This window comes from Nonomuraea sp. NPDC048826, from assembly GCF_043198225.1.
Taxonomy (GTDB): Bacteria; Actinomycetota; Actinomycetes; order Streptosporangiales; family Streptosporangiaceae; genus Nonomuraea.
Genome location: NZ_JBICUQ010000009.1, coordinates 100,217 through 116,743 on the forward strand (window position 1 = coordinate 100,217; position 16,527 = coordinate 116,743).

General features: G+C 69.5%; 19 protein-coding genes and 1 tRNA gene. 7 read left to right on the forward strand and 13 right to left on the reverse strand.

Annotation, left to right across the window (positions count from 1 at the left end; genetic code table 11):
* The first annotated feature begins 12 nt into the window (after positions 1-12).
* Together ACGFI7_RS31050 and ACGFI7_RS31055 are read left to right on the forward strand one after the other, a co-directional pair.
* Positions 13-483 (forward strand): SigE family RNA polymerase sigma factor, encoded by a 471-nt coding sequence (locus tag ACGFI7_RS31050; RefSeq protein ID WP_393410744.1) that lies wholly within the window; start codon positions 13-15, stop codon positions 481-483.
* On the forward strand, positions 480-1,652 hold the full coding sequence (locus ACGFI7_RS31055) for a hypothetical protein (RefSeq protein ID WP_393410746.1): 1,173 nt from the start codon (positions 480-482) through the stop codon (positions 1,650-1,652). The genes ACGFI7_RS31050 and ACGFI7_RS31055 overlap by 4 nt, the downstream gene beginning before the upstream one ends.
* Here ACGFI7_RS31055 and ACGFI7_RS31060 read toward each other — a convergent pair.
* The 6 genes from ACGFI7_RS31060 to ACGFI7_RS31085 form a co-directional block, all read right to left on the reverse strand.
* Entirely contained in the window at positions 1,645-1,893 is a 249-nt protein-coding gene (locus ACGFI7_RS31060) for a hypothetical protein (RefSeq protein ID WP_393410748.1), read from the reverse strand. The two genes, ACGFI7_RS31055 and ACGFI7_RS31060, sit on opposite strands and share 8 nt — an antisense overlap.
* Positions 1,893-3,446 carry a radical SAM protein gene (locus ACGFI7_RS31065; RefSeq protein ID WP_393410750.1) on the reverse strand — a complete coding sequence of 518 codons (1,554 nt, stop codon included), beginning with the start codon at positions 3,444-3,446 and terminating at the stop codon, positions 1,893-1,895. Before ACGFI7_RS31065 ends, ACGFI7_RS31060 begins: the two co-directional genes overlap by 1 nt.
* A gap of 1 nt (position 3,447) precedes the next feature.
* Positions 3,448-4,203, reverse strand: coding sequence for a prolipoprotein diacylglyceryl transferase (locus ACGFI7_RS31070; RefSeq protein WP_393410752.1), 756 nt, complete (start codon positions 4,201-4,203; stop codon positions 3,448-3,450).
* Between the two features lies 1 nt (position 4,204).
* Positions 4,205-4,486: a hypothetical protein gene (locus tag ACGFI7_RS31075; protein ID WP_393410754.1), complete on the reverse strand. Its 282-nt coding sequence runs from the start codon at positions 4,484-4,486 to the stop codon at positions 4,205-4,207.
* A gap of 839 nt (positions 4,487-5,325) precedes the next feature.
* The gene (locus tag ACGFI7_RS31080; protein ID WP_393410756.1) at positions 5,326-5,976 is read right to left on the reverse strand and encodes a response regulator; all 651 of its coding nucleotides are present in this window, start codon (positions 5,974-5,976) and stop codon (positions 5,326-5,328) included.
* Between the two features lie 136 nt (positions 5,977-6,112).
* Entirely contained in the window at positions 6,113-7,246 is a 1,134-nt protein-coding gene (locus tag ACGFI7_RS31085; RefSeq protein WP_393410758.1) for a sensor histidine kinase, read from the reverse strand.
* Between the two features lie 131 nt (positions 7,247-7,377).
* On the opposite strand from ACGFI7_RS31085, the gene ACGFI7_RS31090 reads away from it, so the two are divergent.
* Positions 7,378-7,923 carry a hypothetical protein gene (locus ACGFI7_RS31090; RefSeq protein WP_393410760.1) on the forward strand — a complete coding sequence of 182 codons (546 nt, stop codon included), beginning with the start codon at positions 7,378-7,380 and terminating at the stop codon, positions 7,921-7,923.
* A 57-nt stretch (positions 7,924-7,980) separates the two neighbouring features.
* Positions 7,981-8,053 (forward strand) — tRNA-Arg (locus ACGFI7_RS31095).
* Between the two features lie 53 nt (positions 8,054-8,106).
* Here ACGFI7_RS31095 and ACGFI7_RS31100 read toward each other — a convergent pair.
* Together ACGFI7_RS31100 and ACGFI7_RS31105 are read right to left on the reverse strand one after the other, a co-directional pair.
* A complete protein-coding gene (locus ACGFI7_RS31100) occupies positions 8,107-8,784 on the reverse strand; it encodes a site-specific integrase (protein ID WP_393410762.1) in 678 nt (225 codons plus the stop codon).
* On the reverse strand, positions 8,681-9,280 hold the full coding sequence (locus ACGFI7_RS31105; RefSeq protein WP_393410764.1) for a hypothetical protein: 600 nt from the start codon (positions 9,278-9,280) through the stop codon (positions 8,681-8,683). Before ACGFI7_RS31105 ends, ACGFI7_RS31100 begins: the two co-directional genes overlap by 104 nt.
* Positions 9,281-9,567: 287 nt before the next feature.
* Here ACGFI7_RS31105 and ACGFI7_RS31110 point away from each other — a divergent pair, with 287 nt between their 5' ends.
* Positions 9,568-10,236, forward strand: a complete 669-nt coding sequence (locus ACGFI7_RS31110; RefSeq protein ID WP_393410766.1) for a hypothetical protein — start codon at positions 9,568-9,570, stop codon at positions 10,234-10,236.
* Positions 10,237-10,438: 202 nt separating this feature from the next.
* On the opposite strand, the gene ACGFI7_RS31115 is transcribed toward ACGFI7_RS31110, so the two are convergent.
* The 4 genes from ACGFI7_RS31115 to ACGFI7_RS31130 all read right to left on the reverse strand — a co-directional run bounded on the left by ACGFI7_RS31115 (position 10,439) and on the right by ACGFI7_RS31130 (position 14,659).
* Complete coding sequence (locus tag ACGFI7_RS31115) at positions 10,439-10,894, reverse strand: hypothetical protein (protein WP_393410768.1); 456 nt, start codon at positions 10,892-10,894, stop codon at positions 10,439-10,441.
* 361 nt (positions 10,895-11,255) lie between these two features.
* The gene (locus ACGFI7_RS31120) at positions 11,256-11,795 is read right to left on the reverse strand and encodes a MauE/DoxX family redox-associated membrane protein (RefSeq protein WP_393410770.1); all 540 of its coding nucleotides are present in this window, start codon (positions 11,793-11,795) and stop codon (positions 11,256-11,258) included.
* Positions 11,795-13,825: an NACHT domain-containing protein gene (locus ACGFI7_RS31125; protein ID WP_393410772.1), complete on the reverse strand. Its 2,031-nt coding sequence runs from the start codon at positions 13,823-13,825 to the stop codon at positions 11,795-11,797. The genes ACGFI7_RS31120 and ACGFI7_RS31125 overlap by 1 nt, the downstream gene beginning before the upstream one ends.
* 393 nt (positions 13,826-14,218) lie before the next feature.
* Positions 14,219-14,659 (reverse strand): DUF6632 domain-containing protein, encoded by a 441-nt coding sequence (locus ACGFI7_RS31130; protein WP_393410774.1) that lies wholly within the window; start codon positions 14,657-14,659, stop codon positions 14,219-14,221.
* Between ACGFI7_RS31130 and ACGFI7_RS31135 the strand changes: the two genes are divergently transcribed.
* On the forward strand, positions 14,632-15,078 hold the full coding sequence (locus ACGFI7_RS31135) for a hypothetical protein (RefSeq protein ID WP_393410776.1): 447 nt from the start codon (positions 14,632-14,634) through the stop codon (positions 15,076-15,078). The genes ACGFI7_RS31130 and ACGFI7_RS31135 overlap by 28 nt on opposite strands.
* A gap of 67 nt (positions 15,079-15,145) precedes the next feature.
* Positions 15,146-16,093 carry a phytanoyl-CoA dioxygenase family protein gene (locus ACGFI7_RS31140; RefSeq protein WP_393410778.1) on the forward strand — a complete coding sequence of 316 codons (948 nt, stop codon included), beginning with the start codon at positions 15,146-15,148 and terminating at the stop codon, positions 16,091-16,093.
* Here ACGFI7_RS31140 and ACGFI7_RS31145 read toward each other — a convergent pair.
* Positions 16,059-16,433, reverse strand: a complete 375-nt coding sequence (locus ACGFI7_RS31145; RefSeq protein ID WP_393410780.1) for a hypothetical protein — start codon at positions 16,431-16,433, stop codon at positions 16,059-16,061. The two genes, ACGFI7_RS31140 and ACGFI7_RS31145, sit on opposite strands and share 35 nt — an antisense overlap.
* Between the last annotated feature and the right edge of the window lie 94 nt (positions 16,434-16,527).

The following is a 16,527-nucleotide window of genomic DNA, read 5'->3' on the forward strand; positions in this document are numbered from 1 at the left end:
GTCCTTGGATTCGTGGACCCTTCGTTCGACGCGTTCGTCCGGGCCAGAGGTGACGCCCTCCTCCGGTACGGCTATGTCCTGACAGGCAGCAACGAGGACGCCGCCGACCTCGTGCAGGAGGCGCTGGCCCGGCTGGGCGACGCCTGGTCGCGCGTACGCAAGAAAGACAGCCCCGAGGGCTACGTGCGCACGATCATGGTGCGGCAGCACATCAACGCCTGGCGTCGCCGCCGCCGCGAGGACCTGGTGGCGGCGGTGCCGGAACGCGGTGACTTCGACCGGTACGACGACGCCGACCTCTGGGCCGAGCTGGCCCGGCTGCCCCGCCGGATGCGCGCCGTGCTCGTGCTGCGCTACTACGAGGACCTTCCCGATGAGGAGATCGCGGAGATCCTCGGTGTCTCCCGCGGCACCGTACGCAGTCAGGCGGCCCGCGCGCTGGACAAGCTCCGCGTCATGCGCTCGCTGGAGGAGGCACGATGAGAAGCCAAGAGGACCTGATCCGCACCCTGCGCACCGCCGCGGAGCACGCCGAGCCGGCGCCCACGCTCGCGGCCGCGGTGGCGGCCCGCCGCCGGGCGCGCCGGCGCGGGCAGCGGCTGCGGGTGGCGCTGGCCGCGGCGGCGGCGGTGGTGCTGGTGGCGGGGGGTACGACGGCGGTCCTGTCCGACAGGGACGAGCAGGCGCGACCGGCCGTCACCCGGAGCGCCGAGCCGGTCGCCGTGCCGGTCGCCGAGGTGTGGCCGGAGGCGGTGTTCACGATGCCCGGCACGGCCGTGGACGGCCGCGACTACCTCCCGATCACCGCGCTCGGCCCGACCGAGATCCTGGTGGGCGCACCGGCGCCCGCCGGAGGGCTGGACCGCCTGGAGGCGTTCGACACCGGCACCAGGACGTTCCGCACGATCGGCGACATGCCCAAGCCGAAGGTGCCGGGCTACGGCTTCCGGGACGTCAAAGCGGGGGAGAAGCACATCGTCTGGTGGGGCGAGTCACCCGACGCCGGCGACGACGCGTTCGCCAATTTCTGGCACGTACCGCGAACCGGCGGCGAAACGCAGCACATCGCCCACCTGACCGGCGAATTCGCTCAGGTGGACGGCTTCGACATCGTCGGGGATCACATCGTGTTCTCGATCGAGCAGGGCGGTGTCTACCGGCTCCCGCTGACCGGTGGCGAACCGCGGAAGATCGACGGCACCGACGGCCTCCACCTCACGTCGTGGCCCCTGGCCGCCGCGTACCCGACCGGCGAACCGCACGCACAGGAGCGGACGGTCGATCTGGAGACCGGCCGGTCGGTGGAGGCGTCGGCGCCCTCCGGGGCGCAAGCCTTCGTCTGCGGCAGCCGGTGGTGCGCGGGCACCTCGGACGACGGCGCGTTCCGTCAGCGGCTCGACGGGTCGGACCGGCGGCCGCTCCCGGCCGGACTGGAGCTCCTGGCGTTCCGCGGCCTGCTCGCCGACCGGTTCGTGTTCGGCCGGCTGTCCTCGGGAACGATCACCACCGCGGTCTACGACCTGGACACCGGGAAGTTCGCGGGGCTCAGCGGCGGCGGGTCCGAGCTCGGGTTCGGCGTCCCTCGCCCCACGGTCTTCCACTGGGGCGACCGTGGGGAGCTCACCGTGCTGAACCTGCTCGCCGTCAGGTGAACGACAGCACGATCGCCGCCACCGCGACCGCCCCCAGCAGCCCCAGATAGGCGAGGACCAGCCGGGTGTCCCGGAGCAGGCACTTGCTCCGGGTCAACCCGGCCCGCCGCGCCTTCCAGTAGCCAGCGAAGCCGAGCCCGGCGAAGGCCAGCAGTGCCCACGGGCCGAACAGCCAGGCGAGCAGCGCGATCGTCGCGTACACGCACAACCGGAGCGGATCGTACGGCGCGCTCTCCGCCATCACGTGATCACCTCCAGCGGGAGCCGCAGCCGCGGCTCGGACGCCACCGCGGACAGCCGCTGCGCCGACAGCTGCGGCCACGCCTGCACGGCGCAGAACGGCGCGCACTGGTCCTGGTCCGCACGCGTGCCGACGTGCACGCAGCACTGCGTGAGCCGCTCCTCGATCATCGTCGAGATGTCCATGAACGGCTTGATCGTGATCCGGACCACCCGCTCGCCCATCATCCGGCGCAGCTTCCTGCGCCGGCCGGGCAGCGCCGACGACGCCAGCGTGAGCAGGGTGGAGACGCCCAGGTCGCAGTTCTCGCAGATGTCGCGCCACAGGTCGCCGATCTGCGGGTGCGACAGCGACGACTGCTCCGACAGCAGGCCGAGCAGCGACTCCTGCACCGCCAGGCGCAGTTCGCGGGGGATCTCGGTGTCGGCGATGCGGTTGGAGACCAGGCCCAGGTTCTCCTTGAGCCGGTCGTGGCCGATCAGCGCCACCAGCGAACGCCACCGCTGGGAGTCGTCGCGGATGAGGTAGCCGACCGAGCAGCAGTGCGGGTGCGAGCACGGCAGCGCGGTCAGGTCGCGCCACGTCACCAGCCCGCCCGTCTGCGGGCCGAGCCGCTTGAGCACGCCCGTGTGGGTCAGCCGGTCCATCGGGTCGATCGCCGCCGACCTGCCCGAACCGAACTGCGGCTGCAACGACACGCCGCCCACGAACGGGGTGTCGAGCGCCAGCTTGACGACGTCGCCGATCTCGCCGTCGTTCACGCCGAGCGCCGCCGTCATCACCAGCGTGGTGAAGATCTCCCGCTCCGACAGCCGCTCCACGGCCTGCTGCTTGAGCCTGCGCAGGTCGCCGCCGCGGTGGTGGCGCGACGCCTCCGCCGAGGAGCCGTCGTACTGCAGGTAGACCTCCACCCGCTCACGATGCTCGGTGAGCAGGTCGAGCAGGGAGTCGTCGCGGGCGATCAGCACGCCGTTGGTGTTGATCAGGATGCGGGTGACCGGGCGCTGGGCCAGTTCGTGCAGCAGCGTCTTCAGCTCCGGATGCAGCGTCGGCTCGCCGCCGCTCAGCATGAGCACGTCAAGCTTGCCGTTCTCCCTGGCCAGCCGCTGATCCACGTTCGCCAGCACCTCGGCGACCGGCACCACGCCGCTCAGCTCCGGCGAGCTGTCGGCGAAGCACGTGGGGCAGCGCAGGTTGCACGCCTCCGCGATGTCCTCCAGCAGGATGCACGTGTGCTGCGTCTGCAGCTCGGGCAACCCCTTCAGGTACGCGGCAGGGACCGGATCGAAGTTGCCCGCCACGTCCGGCACGTGCTGCTTGGTCGGAGCGGTCCACTCCTCCAGGTAGGCCAGGATCTCCGGGTCCTCGTCGTAGAGGGTGCGCACCAGCCCGTGCTCCCGGCAGCCGCGCTCCAGCCACACCCGTTCGTCGCGCACCGCCAGATAGCCGCTCAGCCGCTCGACCCGGTCGAGGTCCCGGCCGTGGCAGTGGGGGCAGAACGCGTTCACGTAACGGACGATGCGGTCGCCTCTGAGGCCCATCCCCGTGCTCATGTCATGGCCTTTCTCCTGAAGAGGGCATCGTAGTGACCGTTCGTCCGAAGAGCGCTCGGTAGTAGCCGCGCCGCCACCCATAGCCGAGCCTCAGCCCGAGCAGCAGCATCCCCGGCAGGAGGAACCACTGCGGACCGGTCAGCCCCAGCCACAGGATGTCGTTCGCCCGGGTGAACTCCACCAGGAACCGGAAGCCCGCGTACCCCGCCACATACAGCGTGAACAGCTCACCCGGCCGGGTCAGCCGCTCGCGCGCCCACACCAGCGCCGCGAACGCCGCCAGATGGAAGGCGATCTCGTACAGGAACGACGGATGCATCGCCTGGCCCGCCAGACACCCCGGACAGTCGGGCGTGCTCGCCGGGGCGTGGACGCCCCACGGCAGCCCGGTCGGCCGGCCCGGCGCCTCGGTCAGGTGGCAGCCGATCCGGCCCACGGCCATGCCCAGCGCCACCGCCGGCGCGAACAGGTCACCCGTCCGCTCCTTGTAGCCGATGATCCGCTTCGCGATCAGGACCCCGAGGTACGCGCCGGTCAGCCCGCCCAGCACGCTGCGCGACCCGTACAGCCACAGATGCCGCAGGTCCAGCGTCTCCAGCCAGCCCGCCAGGCGCATGCCGATGGCGCCGCCGACCAGCGCGCCGGTGACGGCCACCAGCGACTGCTCGCTGAGCGCGCCCCTGCGGCGGGCCTCCCGGAAGAACACCACCGAGGCGACCGCTACGCCAAGGCCGACGAAGATCTCGTGCAGCGGCATGTCACGCGCCGTACAGGGCCGGGTTCAGGCCGGTGCACAAGCCCGCCGTGCAGATCGACCAGAGCGCCCAGCCGATCATCAGCCCCATCCCGAGCCCCCGCGTCCACGGCTTACGCACCAGCACCAGCCCGATGCCCGCCCCCAGCCCGCAGACCACCAGCGCGACCGTCCCGACGATCACCAGGGGAGTGCTCTGGGCGGGGCTGTTCATGGCCGCGAAGAAGATGAAGAAGGCGAGCACGAGGTTGATGACGCTGTAGATCGACAACCCGGCGAACGCCATCCCGACGGTGATGCCGACGTTCTCGCCCTTGGAGGGGGGAGGGGGCGGGGGTGGTGCCCAGCCACCCACCCCGGGCGGCGGTCCGGGTGGTCCTTGCGGTCCTTGCGGTCCTTGCGGGCCACCCATCCTGGGTGGGCTTTGTGGCCCGCCCGCCCCAGGCGATCCGGGAGGTCCACCCACTCCACTCGGTCCACCCATCCCGGGCGGCGGTCCGTACGGCGGTCCCTGCCACGGCGAGCCCGGCGGCGGCCCTTGGGGTGGACCTTGGTTGGCGCCCGGCCTGGGGGAGCCCTGAGGTGGTCCAGGCGGAGGCGTTGGCCCCGGCTGCCCTTGCCCCTCCTGGGGCGGGACCCATCCGGGTGGGTCGTTGCGGAAATTCCGGGTCGGCCCCTCCTGGCCCGGGTCGCCGGATCCCGGCACCACCTCCCGACCCTGACCCGAATCTCCGCCCCCAGAGCCGGCTTGACCCGCATCGCCGGACCCAGGCCTGGCGTGACCCGCATCGCCGGACCCAGGCCTGGCGTGGCCCGGGTCGCCGGATCCCGGGTCGTGCTTGTCGGGGTCGTCCGGTGGTGTCGTCATGTCTCTCCCTCTCGACCGGCGAGCACGCTAGAACTCGCCGGTAGACGCCCGCTTGCCGCTCACGTTCAGGCGTACCTCTCCGAGCCGCGCCCTCTGCGCCGCCCCGCCAGGACGACGGGCAGCAACCCTCAGCCGACCATCAACCCCAGCCTCCCGGGGTACGCGGCGCGCGGCCAACGCCACCCGACCCCGCGACCACACCCGGCAGACCGGGGCAATCGGGTCGATGGCATGCTCACGGCGCTCACCTTACGGCGCTATGTCCCTTCTGAGTAGTAGATGGCCGCCTGCACCCGGCTCTTCAGACCCAGCTTGTTGAGCACCCGGCTGACGTGCGTCTTCGTCGTCGCCTCCGCCATGTCGAGCTCCTTGGCGATCTCCGCATTGGACAGCCCGCGCCCGATGCACGCCAGCACCTCCCGTTCCCGGGGGGTCAACGCCTTCGGATCCAACGGCTCACGCCGGACCGGCGCCTGCTCCGCGAACGCCCTGATCAACTTACGCGTCACCCCCGGCGAGATCAGCCCGTCGCCGCCGGCCACCAGCCGCACCGCGTCGACCAGCGCGTCGGCGTCGGTGTTCTTCAACAGGAACCCCGCGGCCCCGGCCCGCAGCGCGCCGAACACGTACTCGTCCACGTCGAACGTCGTCAGGATCAGTACATCCGTGATCCCCGCCAGCTCGGCAGTAGCGGAGATGCCGTCCATCCGAGGCATCCGGATGTCCATCAGCACCACATCGGGCCGCAGCTCACGCGCCATGGCGACCGCCTCCACCCCGTCGGCCGCCTCCCCGACCACCTCGATGTCATCGGTCCCGTCGAGGATCAACACGATCCCGGTCCGTACGGCAGCATGATCATCAGCCACCAGCACCCTGATGCCCACTCGGCCCACCTCACCCTTCATCCACGGCCCGGCCCCATTCGCCCGCGGGCCGTGTTCGCTCTTCCGGAGGCCTGGCCCGCCCATCCACGAGACGTCCCGCCCATCCACCGTCCCCGTCATCCGCCACGCCCGGCCTCCCCCCGTCGACGGACCGACGTCACGCGGGCTCCTCTCTCGGCGCCGGAAGCGTGACCGCGACCCGCCACCCGTTCTCGTGCGGCCCCGCCTCGAACGTCCCGCCCACCAGGTTGGCCCGCTCCTTCATCCCGATCAGCCCCGCCCCGGCGCCCGGCAGCCGCTTGTCCCGGCTGCTCATCGGGTTGTCCACGGTGATCGACACCTGGGCTCGCTCGTACGCCAGACGCACCCTGGCCGGGGGGTCGCCGTGTTTGAGCGCGTTGGTCAACGCCTCCTGGAGGATCCGGTAGGCCGCCAGGTCGACCGGCGCGGGCAGGTCCCGGGGCGTGCCGTCGACGTGCAGCTCGGTGACCAGCCCGGACTGCCGTGACCGCTCCACCAGGCTCTCGGCGTCGCGCAGCCGAGGTCTCATGGCCTCGCCCTCGTCACCTTCCTGCCGGAGCAGCCCGATCATGGAACGCATCTCGGCCATGCCCTTCACGCTGTTCTCCCGTACGGTCTCCATGATCGTTCGCACGGTCGCCGGGTCGAGGTCCTTACGGGACAGCGCGGCGGTGGACTGGATGGCGATGGCGCTGAAATGGTTGGCGATCATGTCGTGCAGCTCGCGGGCCATCCGCGTCCGCTCCGCCGTGATGGCCGCCTCACGATCGAGCTCCGCCAGCCGCGCCACCTGCTCGGCCCTGGCCCGCTCGGCCGCCGCCTGATCGCGGTGCTGGCGCAGGATGTGAGCCGTGGTCACCGGCGTGACCAGGATCAACCCCACCTGGACCACGGTCAGAGCGAGCGTCCGCCAGTCGTACCAGAGGAACCACGTCACCGCTCCGGACCCGATCGCCCCCACCGTGGTGATCACCAGCAGCCAGCGCGAGAACCGGGCCGGCCCGTAGAGCGCCGCCGCGTACAGATTGTCGGTGTAGACGAGCATCGTCCCCAGGGACGGCCCCACGAACACGTCCATGACCAGGCCCACCGTGCCCAGCCCGAGCGAGCCGAGCGGCGACCGGTAACGGAGCAGCACCGCCACGCACGTGATCGCCAGTGGGATGACGAGCACCCAGTCGGGCACCCCACGCTCGATGCGGGCCCCGGCCCCGATCAGGACCACCCCCACGACGAAGGCCAGGCCCGCCCACAACGGCACGCGGTTCATGCCCACATCCCACCACCTCGCGAGGCCGTTTCGATCCTTCGCGAGGCCGCCTGTGGATACACACTTCGATGTATCCACAGGCCCTTCCCGGTGGGGAGGTTCTCCCCACGGACAACCGCCAAGCTGGAAGGGTGATTATCGCCGTCATCATCGCGTGCGAGGTCGGCTTCTGGGTGCTGCTCGGTCTCGGCCTCGCCTGCCGCTACCTGTGGAACCGCCGCTCCCTCAGCACCGCCCTCCTGATCAGCGTCCCCCTGCTGGACGTGATCCTGCTCGCGGCGGCCGTCATCGACATGCGCGGCGGCGCCACCGCCGACTTCAGGCACGGCCTCGCCGCCGCGTACCTCGCCTACTCGATCGTGTTCGGCCACAGCACCCTCAAATGGGCCGACGCCAAGTTCCACCACCGCTTCGCCGGCGGCCCCCCGCCCTCGGGCCCACCCACGGGCGGCGCGGCCCGGACCCGCTACGAGTGGGTCTTCTGGCTGCGCATCGTCCTCGCGTACGGAATCTCGTGGGCGATCGTGCTGGCCCTGGGCTGGCTCGTCGGCGAGCCGGAGCGCATGGGCCCGCTGTACGCGTTCCTCGGCCAGGCGGCCAAAGTGCCCCTGATCGCCCTGATCTGGCCGGTCAGCTACACCTTCTGGCCCAAGAAGACCGAACCGACGGGGTCATGATTGCGGTAACTGGTTCGAGGCACGGCTCAAGACCCGCTATGCTTGCTTACGCAGCGAGCGGCCGTAGCTCAATGGATAGAGCATCTGACTACGGATCAGAAGGTTAGGGGTTCGAGTCCTCTCGGCCGCGCACATGCGAAAGGCCCGCTACCAGGCACATCCTGGAGCGGGCCTTCTTGTTTGTCAGGACAATCTCGGGATCTTGCTAACGGGGCTGCTAACACCAGGCTCCTGATGGCTGAGCGAGCGGGCGAAGGTGTCCGCCGCGGAGGCTTCCGCTGAACGGATCACGTGGGCGTAGACCCGGAGCGTGATCGACGGGTCGGCGTGACCGAGCCGGGCCGCGACGACGTGGACGGGAACGCCGGCCAGGAGGAGCGTGGTCGCGTGGATATGGCGCAGATCGTGAAGCCGGGCGTGCGGTAGTGGCTCGTCCTGGTGGGTCTTGTTGCAGCGCTTGATAAGAATCGAGAAGAGTGAGCTGAGCGTGTCCGGGTGGACGGGCTCGCCCCAACCCGTGGTGAACACGTAGTCGTCGCCGCCCCGCCGCTCAGGGCCGACCTTGAGTTTGTCGGCTGCCTGCATCGTGCGTTGGCTGCGGAGAACCGCGACGGTGCCGTCGTCGAGGCTGACGATGCGCTTCCGGCCGCTCTTGGTGGTCCCCTCCACGCGCTCACCGGCGATGAACGACGCTGAGCCTCTGACGAGGATCTGCTTGGCGTCAAGGTCCACATCCGACCAGCGGAGGTGGAGGAGTTCACCACGACGAGCGCCGGTGTAGGCGGCCAGGTGAAAGAAGGGCCAGAGGCGATGATTGCGGGCGTACTGAAGGAACGCCTTGAGCTGCTCCGCGGTCCTCATACGTCAGCCCGGTGAATAGCAGTTTGCGCCAATCGGCGCTCAGCTTGGTGAAGATCTTCGGCTTCTCCTCTCCCCGGTGTTCACGGCCGATAGTCTCGATCACCTCGCTGCGCAGCAGCTTGCACAGCCCGGCCACCGCGCGCACTAGCTGGTGGATGTTGCGGGGCGAATTCGGCTTCCAGAGCAGGAAGTCGGAGAGGACACGGGCGAACTCGCCATCGAGAGGAGCGAGCTTGTCGCTGGCTTTCCGGATGTCGCCGTTGAGCCGGGCGATCTGCCCGACCAACTCCCCGTCGCGGAACACTGCCCACAGAGCGCCGTCGGTGTAGAGCACGTTCGGCAGGAGGCGCAGCTTCTCCCACTGTGTCTTCTCGTGTTTGTTGGGGGTCCAGACAGTTGGCACGCCACGGCCGGGGGCCTTGAGCTCGACATAGGCGACCCGAGCACCAGTGAATCCAGCGAGGATGGGGCCTCCTACGGCTACTGCTCCGAACACGCTGATCAGTTTTGGGAGAACTACTACCCCAATGGCACTCGTCGTTAGCCGTTGTCACGGACGTGCTTCAGGCGATGGAAGTGCTCCTGCACAGGGCACAACGAGGGCACATAAGGACGTGAGACACCCCGATACGTTGAGAACCGGCGAGAGACAGAACTGCAGGTCAGAGCTATACCGGTGGAACCGGCCCAGCTCTCAGCCGCCGCCCTTGCTGAAGTGCTGGTCGTCCCATGCTGGTCGGGAGGACACCGAGGATGTCGCCGGCATCCGATTGGATGAGGCTCATGACTGCTCACGATGTGGCCCGGTTGCTGCCTGATGTCCCGGTGCTTCGCGATCTGTGCCGATCCATGGCGGTGCTGGAGGCCATCTTGAGTCCGGAATGGTCCAGTCGCTACCACTCTTTCGATGCGGGCTGGGGCCCTGGGGAGGAGATGGCCTCGATGCGTAACGGCTCGGGAGATGAGTACTCCATCGTCTTCTCCGCGGCGGGTGCGTATGTCCGTGGCTTCGGCCACGAGGCGGTGATGAGCCCGTACGGCAACGACGGGCCGTGGCCGGGCGTGCTCGACTTTGTCCCCGAGGTCTTCCGCCATTGTGTGGAGGAGCCGGCGTTCTGTGATGAGGACGGAATGCCGGTCGTGACTGTCTGCCTATGGCGGGAGGTTGGCGATGGTCGTTGGCGGGTGGGTGAGATTGGCTACCCGGACGGCGTGAGCGATCCCGATGGGGCGATTTACCTGTTCGCGCGGCTCGTCGATTCGTCTCCGGAGGTGTTCCGGCGGTTCGCGGAGGACTACTACGAGGTATCCGTGGATCTTGATGCGGTGCGGCACGTCTATGCCCTTCGTCCGCTGACGCAGGCGGTGGTCACAGCGCTGAACGCTGATCTTGCCGTGGAGGACCTCGCCGACGACCTTGCGGCAGCCCGGTATCCGTCCGTTGCCGGCTGACAAGCTGGAAGGACGACGTGGCTGTTCCCCAGCGGCGGAATTGGGTGGCAACAGCGCCGAAGCATGCTGGGTAAAGTGCTGTACAGCAGCGCCATACAGCAACACCGCCATACGCGACCGCGTGCTATCGATCAGCATGCACCGCTTGACCAGGGCGGGACGCCGCTGACAGGGCGTCTGCCTTTCCTTACGGATCAGGTGGTCACGTGTCGTATGAGCCGTCCCAAGGTTCGTAGAAGCCGATGGTGTTCGGGTAGAGCTCGGCGTGTTCGGTGTCTTCGAAGGTCTCGATGACGAGGCCGAACAGCACTCCTTCGACGTCGTGGCGGAAGGGGCGGATGGCGATGTCGCCGAAGTGGAGGCCGGGGAGTTCGCCGAGCCAGGCGTTCAACCGGTTGCGTGCGGCGGTGACGGCGGCCCAGTGATCGTCGTCGGTTCCGGTGCACTCGACGCGCGCGTCGAGGCGGTGGCCGGCGGCGTCGAAGGTGTGCAGAACGGCATGCCAGCGCTTGTGCGCCTGCCAGTCGTCGGTGTGCGTGTAGTTCTGGGGGAAGGCAGCGACGACGGAGCCGAGGAATTGGCCGCCCTCCCAGTGGCCGATGTCACCGGTGTGGTATTCGGGTTCGTAGCCGATGGGGATGATCTCGGGGACTGCCATGGGCAGGAGAGTAGCGACCGGGTCCGACAGAGCCTTGGCGCTGCGCGTGACCTTGCTAACGGAAGTGCTAGCGAAAGGCCCGCTACCAGGCACCTCCCGGAGCGGGCCTTCTTGTTTGCCGGGACACTTTCCGGAGGTTGCCGCAGGCCCGCTGACACCGGGTTCCTGATCGCTGATCGAACGAGCGAGGACGTCCCCGCCTTGTCGCTCGCTCCAGAGCCGGTGTTTCCCGGCATACGGCACCGCGGAGATGATCACTCGGGCTATAGGCTGACGGATGACCGCCGGGCGTTTCCGGTTCCTCCCGAGGTGAGGGTGGAGTACCCGGGGCAGCGGTTCCGGCGCACGCCGGGCGGACCCGTCAACGCCTGACGTCGACCGGACGGAAGAGCTCGGCGATGTCGTCGAGGCGCACGACGACCAGCACGCACATCGCCGCCGCGGCCGCGGCGATCACCACTCCCGGGATCTCGACGCCACCCGGCGTCCCGGTGAAGGCCGCGCCCAGCGCCGCCAGGGCCGCCACGATCAGCACCAGGTTGCGGATGACGTGACGCCTCCCGACGGGCGTCTCCGACGCGCCGAAACAGTGACAGGGTGCCGCCTTCTCCTCCCGCCTCAGGGCACGGACCAGCGCGTAACCGAACCCGCCGAGCGTGACCACCGCCAGGACGAACCCCACGGACGCGGTGACCGGCACGGCGACGAGGACCACGATCGCCGCCTCCGCCGCCACCGCGAGCAGGCCGAGCCATCGTGCCCGTCCCGGGCCCACGGCCAGCAGCCTGCCGGTCGCCGTGATGAACTCCCGGTACGCCTGACGGCTGCGAACCTTGCCGACCAGCGAGACCAGGAAGATCCCCAGCACCAGCAACTGACCAAAGACAACTACATAGCCCATCACGGCAACTCCGTATCAGCGGCGGTCATCCCCCGGCCCTCATTATCGAACGAGCGCCTCAGAACCGCACCCACACCCACGGGGGTATCATCCGGCACTGCCGGGCCGGCGAGATGGTCCCGGAGCCTGACGTGCCGGAACTGGTAAACAGCGCCGGACTGCCGCAGCACACCTCGGTCGTACGCGTCGTCGAGGAAGAGCTTCGGCCGCCACGGCAGCCGGCCGCGGAGGGGAAGCCACACGCGTGCGAAGAGCAGCCAGCCTCCCCACGCCGAGAGGACGAGCCGGGTCAGCGCGGCGAAGGATCCGTACAGCAAGCCGTAGAGGAGGCCCTGACGCACGAACGCCTCACTCGCGAAGTCGCCGTACTGCCGGCCCACCAGGACGAAGTTCACCAGGAAGACCCCGCATCCGACCATGCCGACGCGGAAGAGCGTCACCGCGCGGTCCGTGGACAGCAGGTCCCAGGGACTCACCGCGGAACTCCGGTCGTTCGACCCGCTGAACACGTACACGACCGCGTTCACGACCGCGTACGAGATCCCGACCAGGAACCCGAGGACGAGGCCGGCCGCCACGTAGCTGAGTGGGCCTGTCGCGTCCAGCCACGGCGCGAAGGCCCGCACGAAACGTCCGGCGGAGGGGTTGGAGAAGTCGGTGTGCGCGAAGCCCCAGATCAGCCACGAGGCCAGCGAGAACAGGAGAGCGGCCGAGAGCCCGATGACGAGTTCGGCGCCGATCCCGCGCCAGGCCCGCGGTCGTGCGGGGACGGGGTGCCGGGAAGGGCCCAGGCGCAGCCGTTCGGGGTTCCGGCCGGTCCTTCTCTCGTTCAGGAGCCCGGCGGCGAGGCCCGCCACGAGGCCGGTGCCCATCTCCAGCAGTCCTTCACGGACCTGGGACCCGCCGACCGGCGCCCCGGACAGGCGAACGGCGGCGACATAGCTCAGGACGCCCACGATCCCGCCCGCGAGCATGGCCACGAGGCCGGTGACGAGGACGCGGGTGCGGCGGCGGAGGGTGGCGTCGAGCCGCCACCAGGTGAGGTCCTGCGTGTCGAGCCGGGCGAGATGGCCGGCGAGGTGGCCGAGCCAGCGCCGGGCTTGGTGGTCGGTCCAGCGCGCCTTCCCGGCACCGGACCGGACGGTGCGGCGCGGGTCGTAGAGGGCGGTGAGGTAAGCGCTGAAGAGGTGTTCCTCGAGCGCGTCCCGGGTGCGGAACCGGCCGGCGTCGAGGAGGTCCGTGGGGTTTCCGTGGGGTGTGTCGCTGTAGATGGTACGGGCGAGCATGACGAGAAGCGGCGTGCTCAGCGCCGCGGCGAGATTCCGGCTGACGACGTCGTCGGGACGGGTGCGTACGTGTGAGAAGACCGCATCCCACTGGGCGGTGCGGGTCTTGCCGCTGACAGCCTGGAGGTAGCGCTGGACGTCGTCGAGAGAGAGGTCGTCGAGCTCGACGGCGGCGGCCCTGCTGAGAGGTCTCGTGGCATCGGCCGCGGCCGCGTACTCGTCAGGCCGGGTGGTGAGGATCAGCGGCCCGTCGAAACGGCTGAGCTCGCTGATGGCCGCATCGCGGTGATGGTGCTGGATCTCGTCGAAGCCGTCGAGCACCGGCAGGATCCGCCCGCTCTCCAGCAGCGCTCCGGCCAGCGTGGTCCCGATGGCCTCGGCGCCCTGCAGGAAGGCGTGGTCGCCGACGAGCCGGTCGGCCAGCCAGTCGTGCAGGCCGGTGCGGCTCGGGTCCCAGCCGCCGAGGCTGAACAGCACCGGCACGCGGAGCACATCCCCCGGGTGGTCGAAACACTCCAGGATCAGCCGGTGGGCGAGCACGGTCTTCCCCGCCCCGGCCCGGCCGATGATGACCAGGCGGCCGGTGCGAAGCCTCCGGTAGAAGCCGGGGAGGTCGCCGCTCTGCGGCGGAGGCCTGTCACCGCCGTCGACCACGTCGTCAGAGGCGGCGTGCCAGCGCACCCGCAGCGCCCATGGGTCGCCGATGCGCCCGTTGCGTTCCTCTTGCCGGCTGATTTCCTGCACGCGCCGGGCGAGCGCGCGGGCCGCGGACTCGACCCGGATATCCGTGTCAGCCGGTTCCGGACGTGACTGTGACGACCGAATTTGAAGGAACAAGGCCGTCGCGGCGAAGACCGCGGAAGCGATTCCCGCGACATGGCTGCCCGCGTCCAATCCCTTGTCGAAAACGGTCAGGCCGATCCAGAGCAGAAAGGTGGCGATTGCGGCGACAAGCAGCGGAAGTATCCAACGGCTTGCAGGACTGCGCCCATGGCCCACACCAACCCACCCATCCGAACAACCCGCATTTCGCCGGCGAAGCCGGCCTGGCCGGTCACGCCTTTCCTATTCATTTTATGCGGCGAATCTTCCTCGAATCGGGTCGATGGCCTTCGCCGTGGACGGCAAACCGTCCGCCTACACCCCTGGCTCGACCGGGGGCCTGAGGAAGAGGATGCCGAGGGCCAGGATCAGGATGACGGGGACGTCGTTCAGGAACTTGCTCCAGTAGCGGTCCAGGTCCGTGGTCGCCTGGGCGGCCATGAGGAGGGCGTGGGCCGCGTTGGCCCACATCGTGAAGGACAGGAACGACCTGTGGGCGAGCGGGTCGCGGGCAGCCCGCAGGAGAAACACGCCCCAGACGATGTAGACCGTGAACAGCATGGGCGGGACGTGTGCGTGCTCATGGCCGGAGCCGACGTCGTTCCAGATCATCCAGTTCAGCGGGCCGCCGGCCTCCGCCAGCAGGGGTGTCCGCACGATGAACCCGATGAGGAGCGGCACGAAGATCACCAGCAGCAGGACGCCGTAGACGCGGAGGAACGTGGCGAATGCGCGCGGTCTTCTGTGGTCGTCCATGTCCAACCTCCCTTCTGGAGCCCGTCGTCACCGACCTCGCCCGCTGGAGCAGCCGCTCTCCCGCGCTGCCTCGCGACGTCCCGCTCAGCGCCGACTCCGCCGCCCTGTCGCTGAAGGCACTGTTCGCGCCTGCCGCCGGCGAAACCCTCACCGTCGAGTTGCGGCTCGGCGAGCACCGTTTCCTGGTGCGGACCGACCGCGACGGCCTCCACCTGCGCCGGGCCGAGGCCGACCCGGCGCAGGCTGACCTGGTCATCGAGACCAGCCCGCAGACCCTGGCCGCCGTGCTCGGCCGTGCCCGCACCCTCGACGACGTTCTCAGCGAGGGCGACCTGGCGCTGACCGGGCCGCGGGCCACCGCGGAGCGCTTTCTCCGCCTTTTTCCGCCCCCTGAGCCGGTTTCCGCACGTCAAGGTTGAGAGGGGCGAGGTCGCATCACCGACAAATGGAGTGCGCAGGGCGAGCGGGTTCGTGCCTGGTGGGCCGGTGGACCTTGACGACGCGAGGCGGGCATGGCGGACCCATGGATTCGTGGTTCTTCCCGGGTTCATCCCGGCCGACGAGCTGGCTCCGGCCGTTCGTGAGCTGGGGCTGCTCTTCCCCTCACCTGAGGGGTTCCACGACCAAGGCGACGCGCGGTACGAACGGTTCCTGGGAGACGAGTTCGCCGGCATCGACGCCTTTCCTTTCGCGAGTGCCGAGCTCAGCCTCCTGGCCGTGCATCCTCGGCTGACGCGGCTGGCCGAAGCCCTGCTGGAGGACCACGACATCCGGATCTACTCCGCGGAGGCCTGGGCGAAGTACACCGGCGCCGCGGACTATGACCAGGTCATGCACCGCGACTATCTCAACCACACCGTCCTCGTGCCCAGTGACGCTCCCGGCTTCCGGCAGCTGGAGATGTTCGTTTATCTGGCGGACGTCCCCGAGGAGCTCGGGCCGCCGCATCTCGTCTCGCGCACCCGTACGGCCGATCTGCCTGCCAGGCCGAACTGGTATCCGCGCGTCGACGGCGCGGGCGGCGAGGGCGGGTTCGTGTCTCCGAGCGGCAGCCCTGAGTTGTACGAGGAGGAGGTGTCGGCCGCCGGACCGGCAGGGACGGTGGTGGCTTTCCGGCTCGACACCTTCCACCGGGGGACGACGCTGACCGCCGCGCGCGGCGCCCGCTACAGCATGCATCTGAACTACCGGTCGGCCGGTGCCGAGTGGGGCCAGCGCCAGGCCTGGGCCGATCGCAGCCACGAGCCGGCGTGGTACCGGTTCGTCGAGCGGGCCTCGCGGCGGCAGCTCGAACTCTTCGGCTTCCCGCCACCCGGGCATCCCTTCTGGACGCCCGAGACGCTCGCCGCCATGGCGCTTCGCTATCCGGGTCTCGACCTGTCGCCCTGGCGCGACGAGGTCAGGAGTGGGCGGCGCGGATCTCCGTCACGGTGAACGCGTCGACGATGTGCCGGTTCTGCACCAGGAAGCCGACCACGCCCGCCACCGCCTCCGCCGCCGAGGCGGCTCCCACCTGGGCGCTCAGCAGGTAGACCAGCGGGGTCGACGGCTGGGTGAGTGTGAGTGCGCGGTCGTGGCGGTGCACGTCCTGGAGTGCTCTGATCGGGATCGGCCGCTCGGTGGTGAACCACGCGGCGACGTCCCACAGCGGCAGGGCAGGATCGACGTCGGCGGTGGCGTGATAGCAGGTGACGCAGCCTTGCCCGGCGTGCTGGTCGTGCGGGCACGTCCACTGGGCGACGTCGGCCCGGCTCTGCTCACGCGCGTTCAGCATCGCCGATTCGGTGACGCGGCGGGGCGCCGGCCGGGGCCGGTCCTCCCAAGGGGGCAAGGTGTCGTCGCTGCCGATGATCGGATCCTTTCGTGTA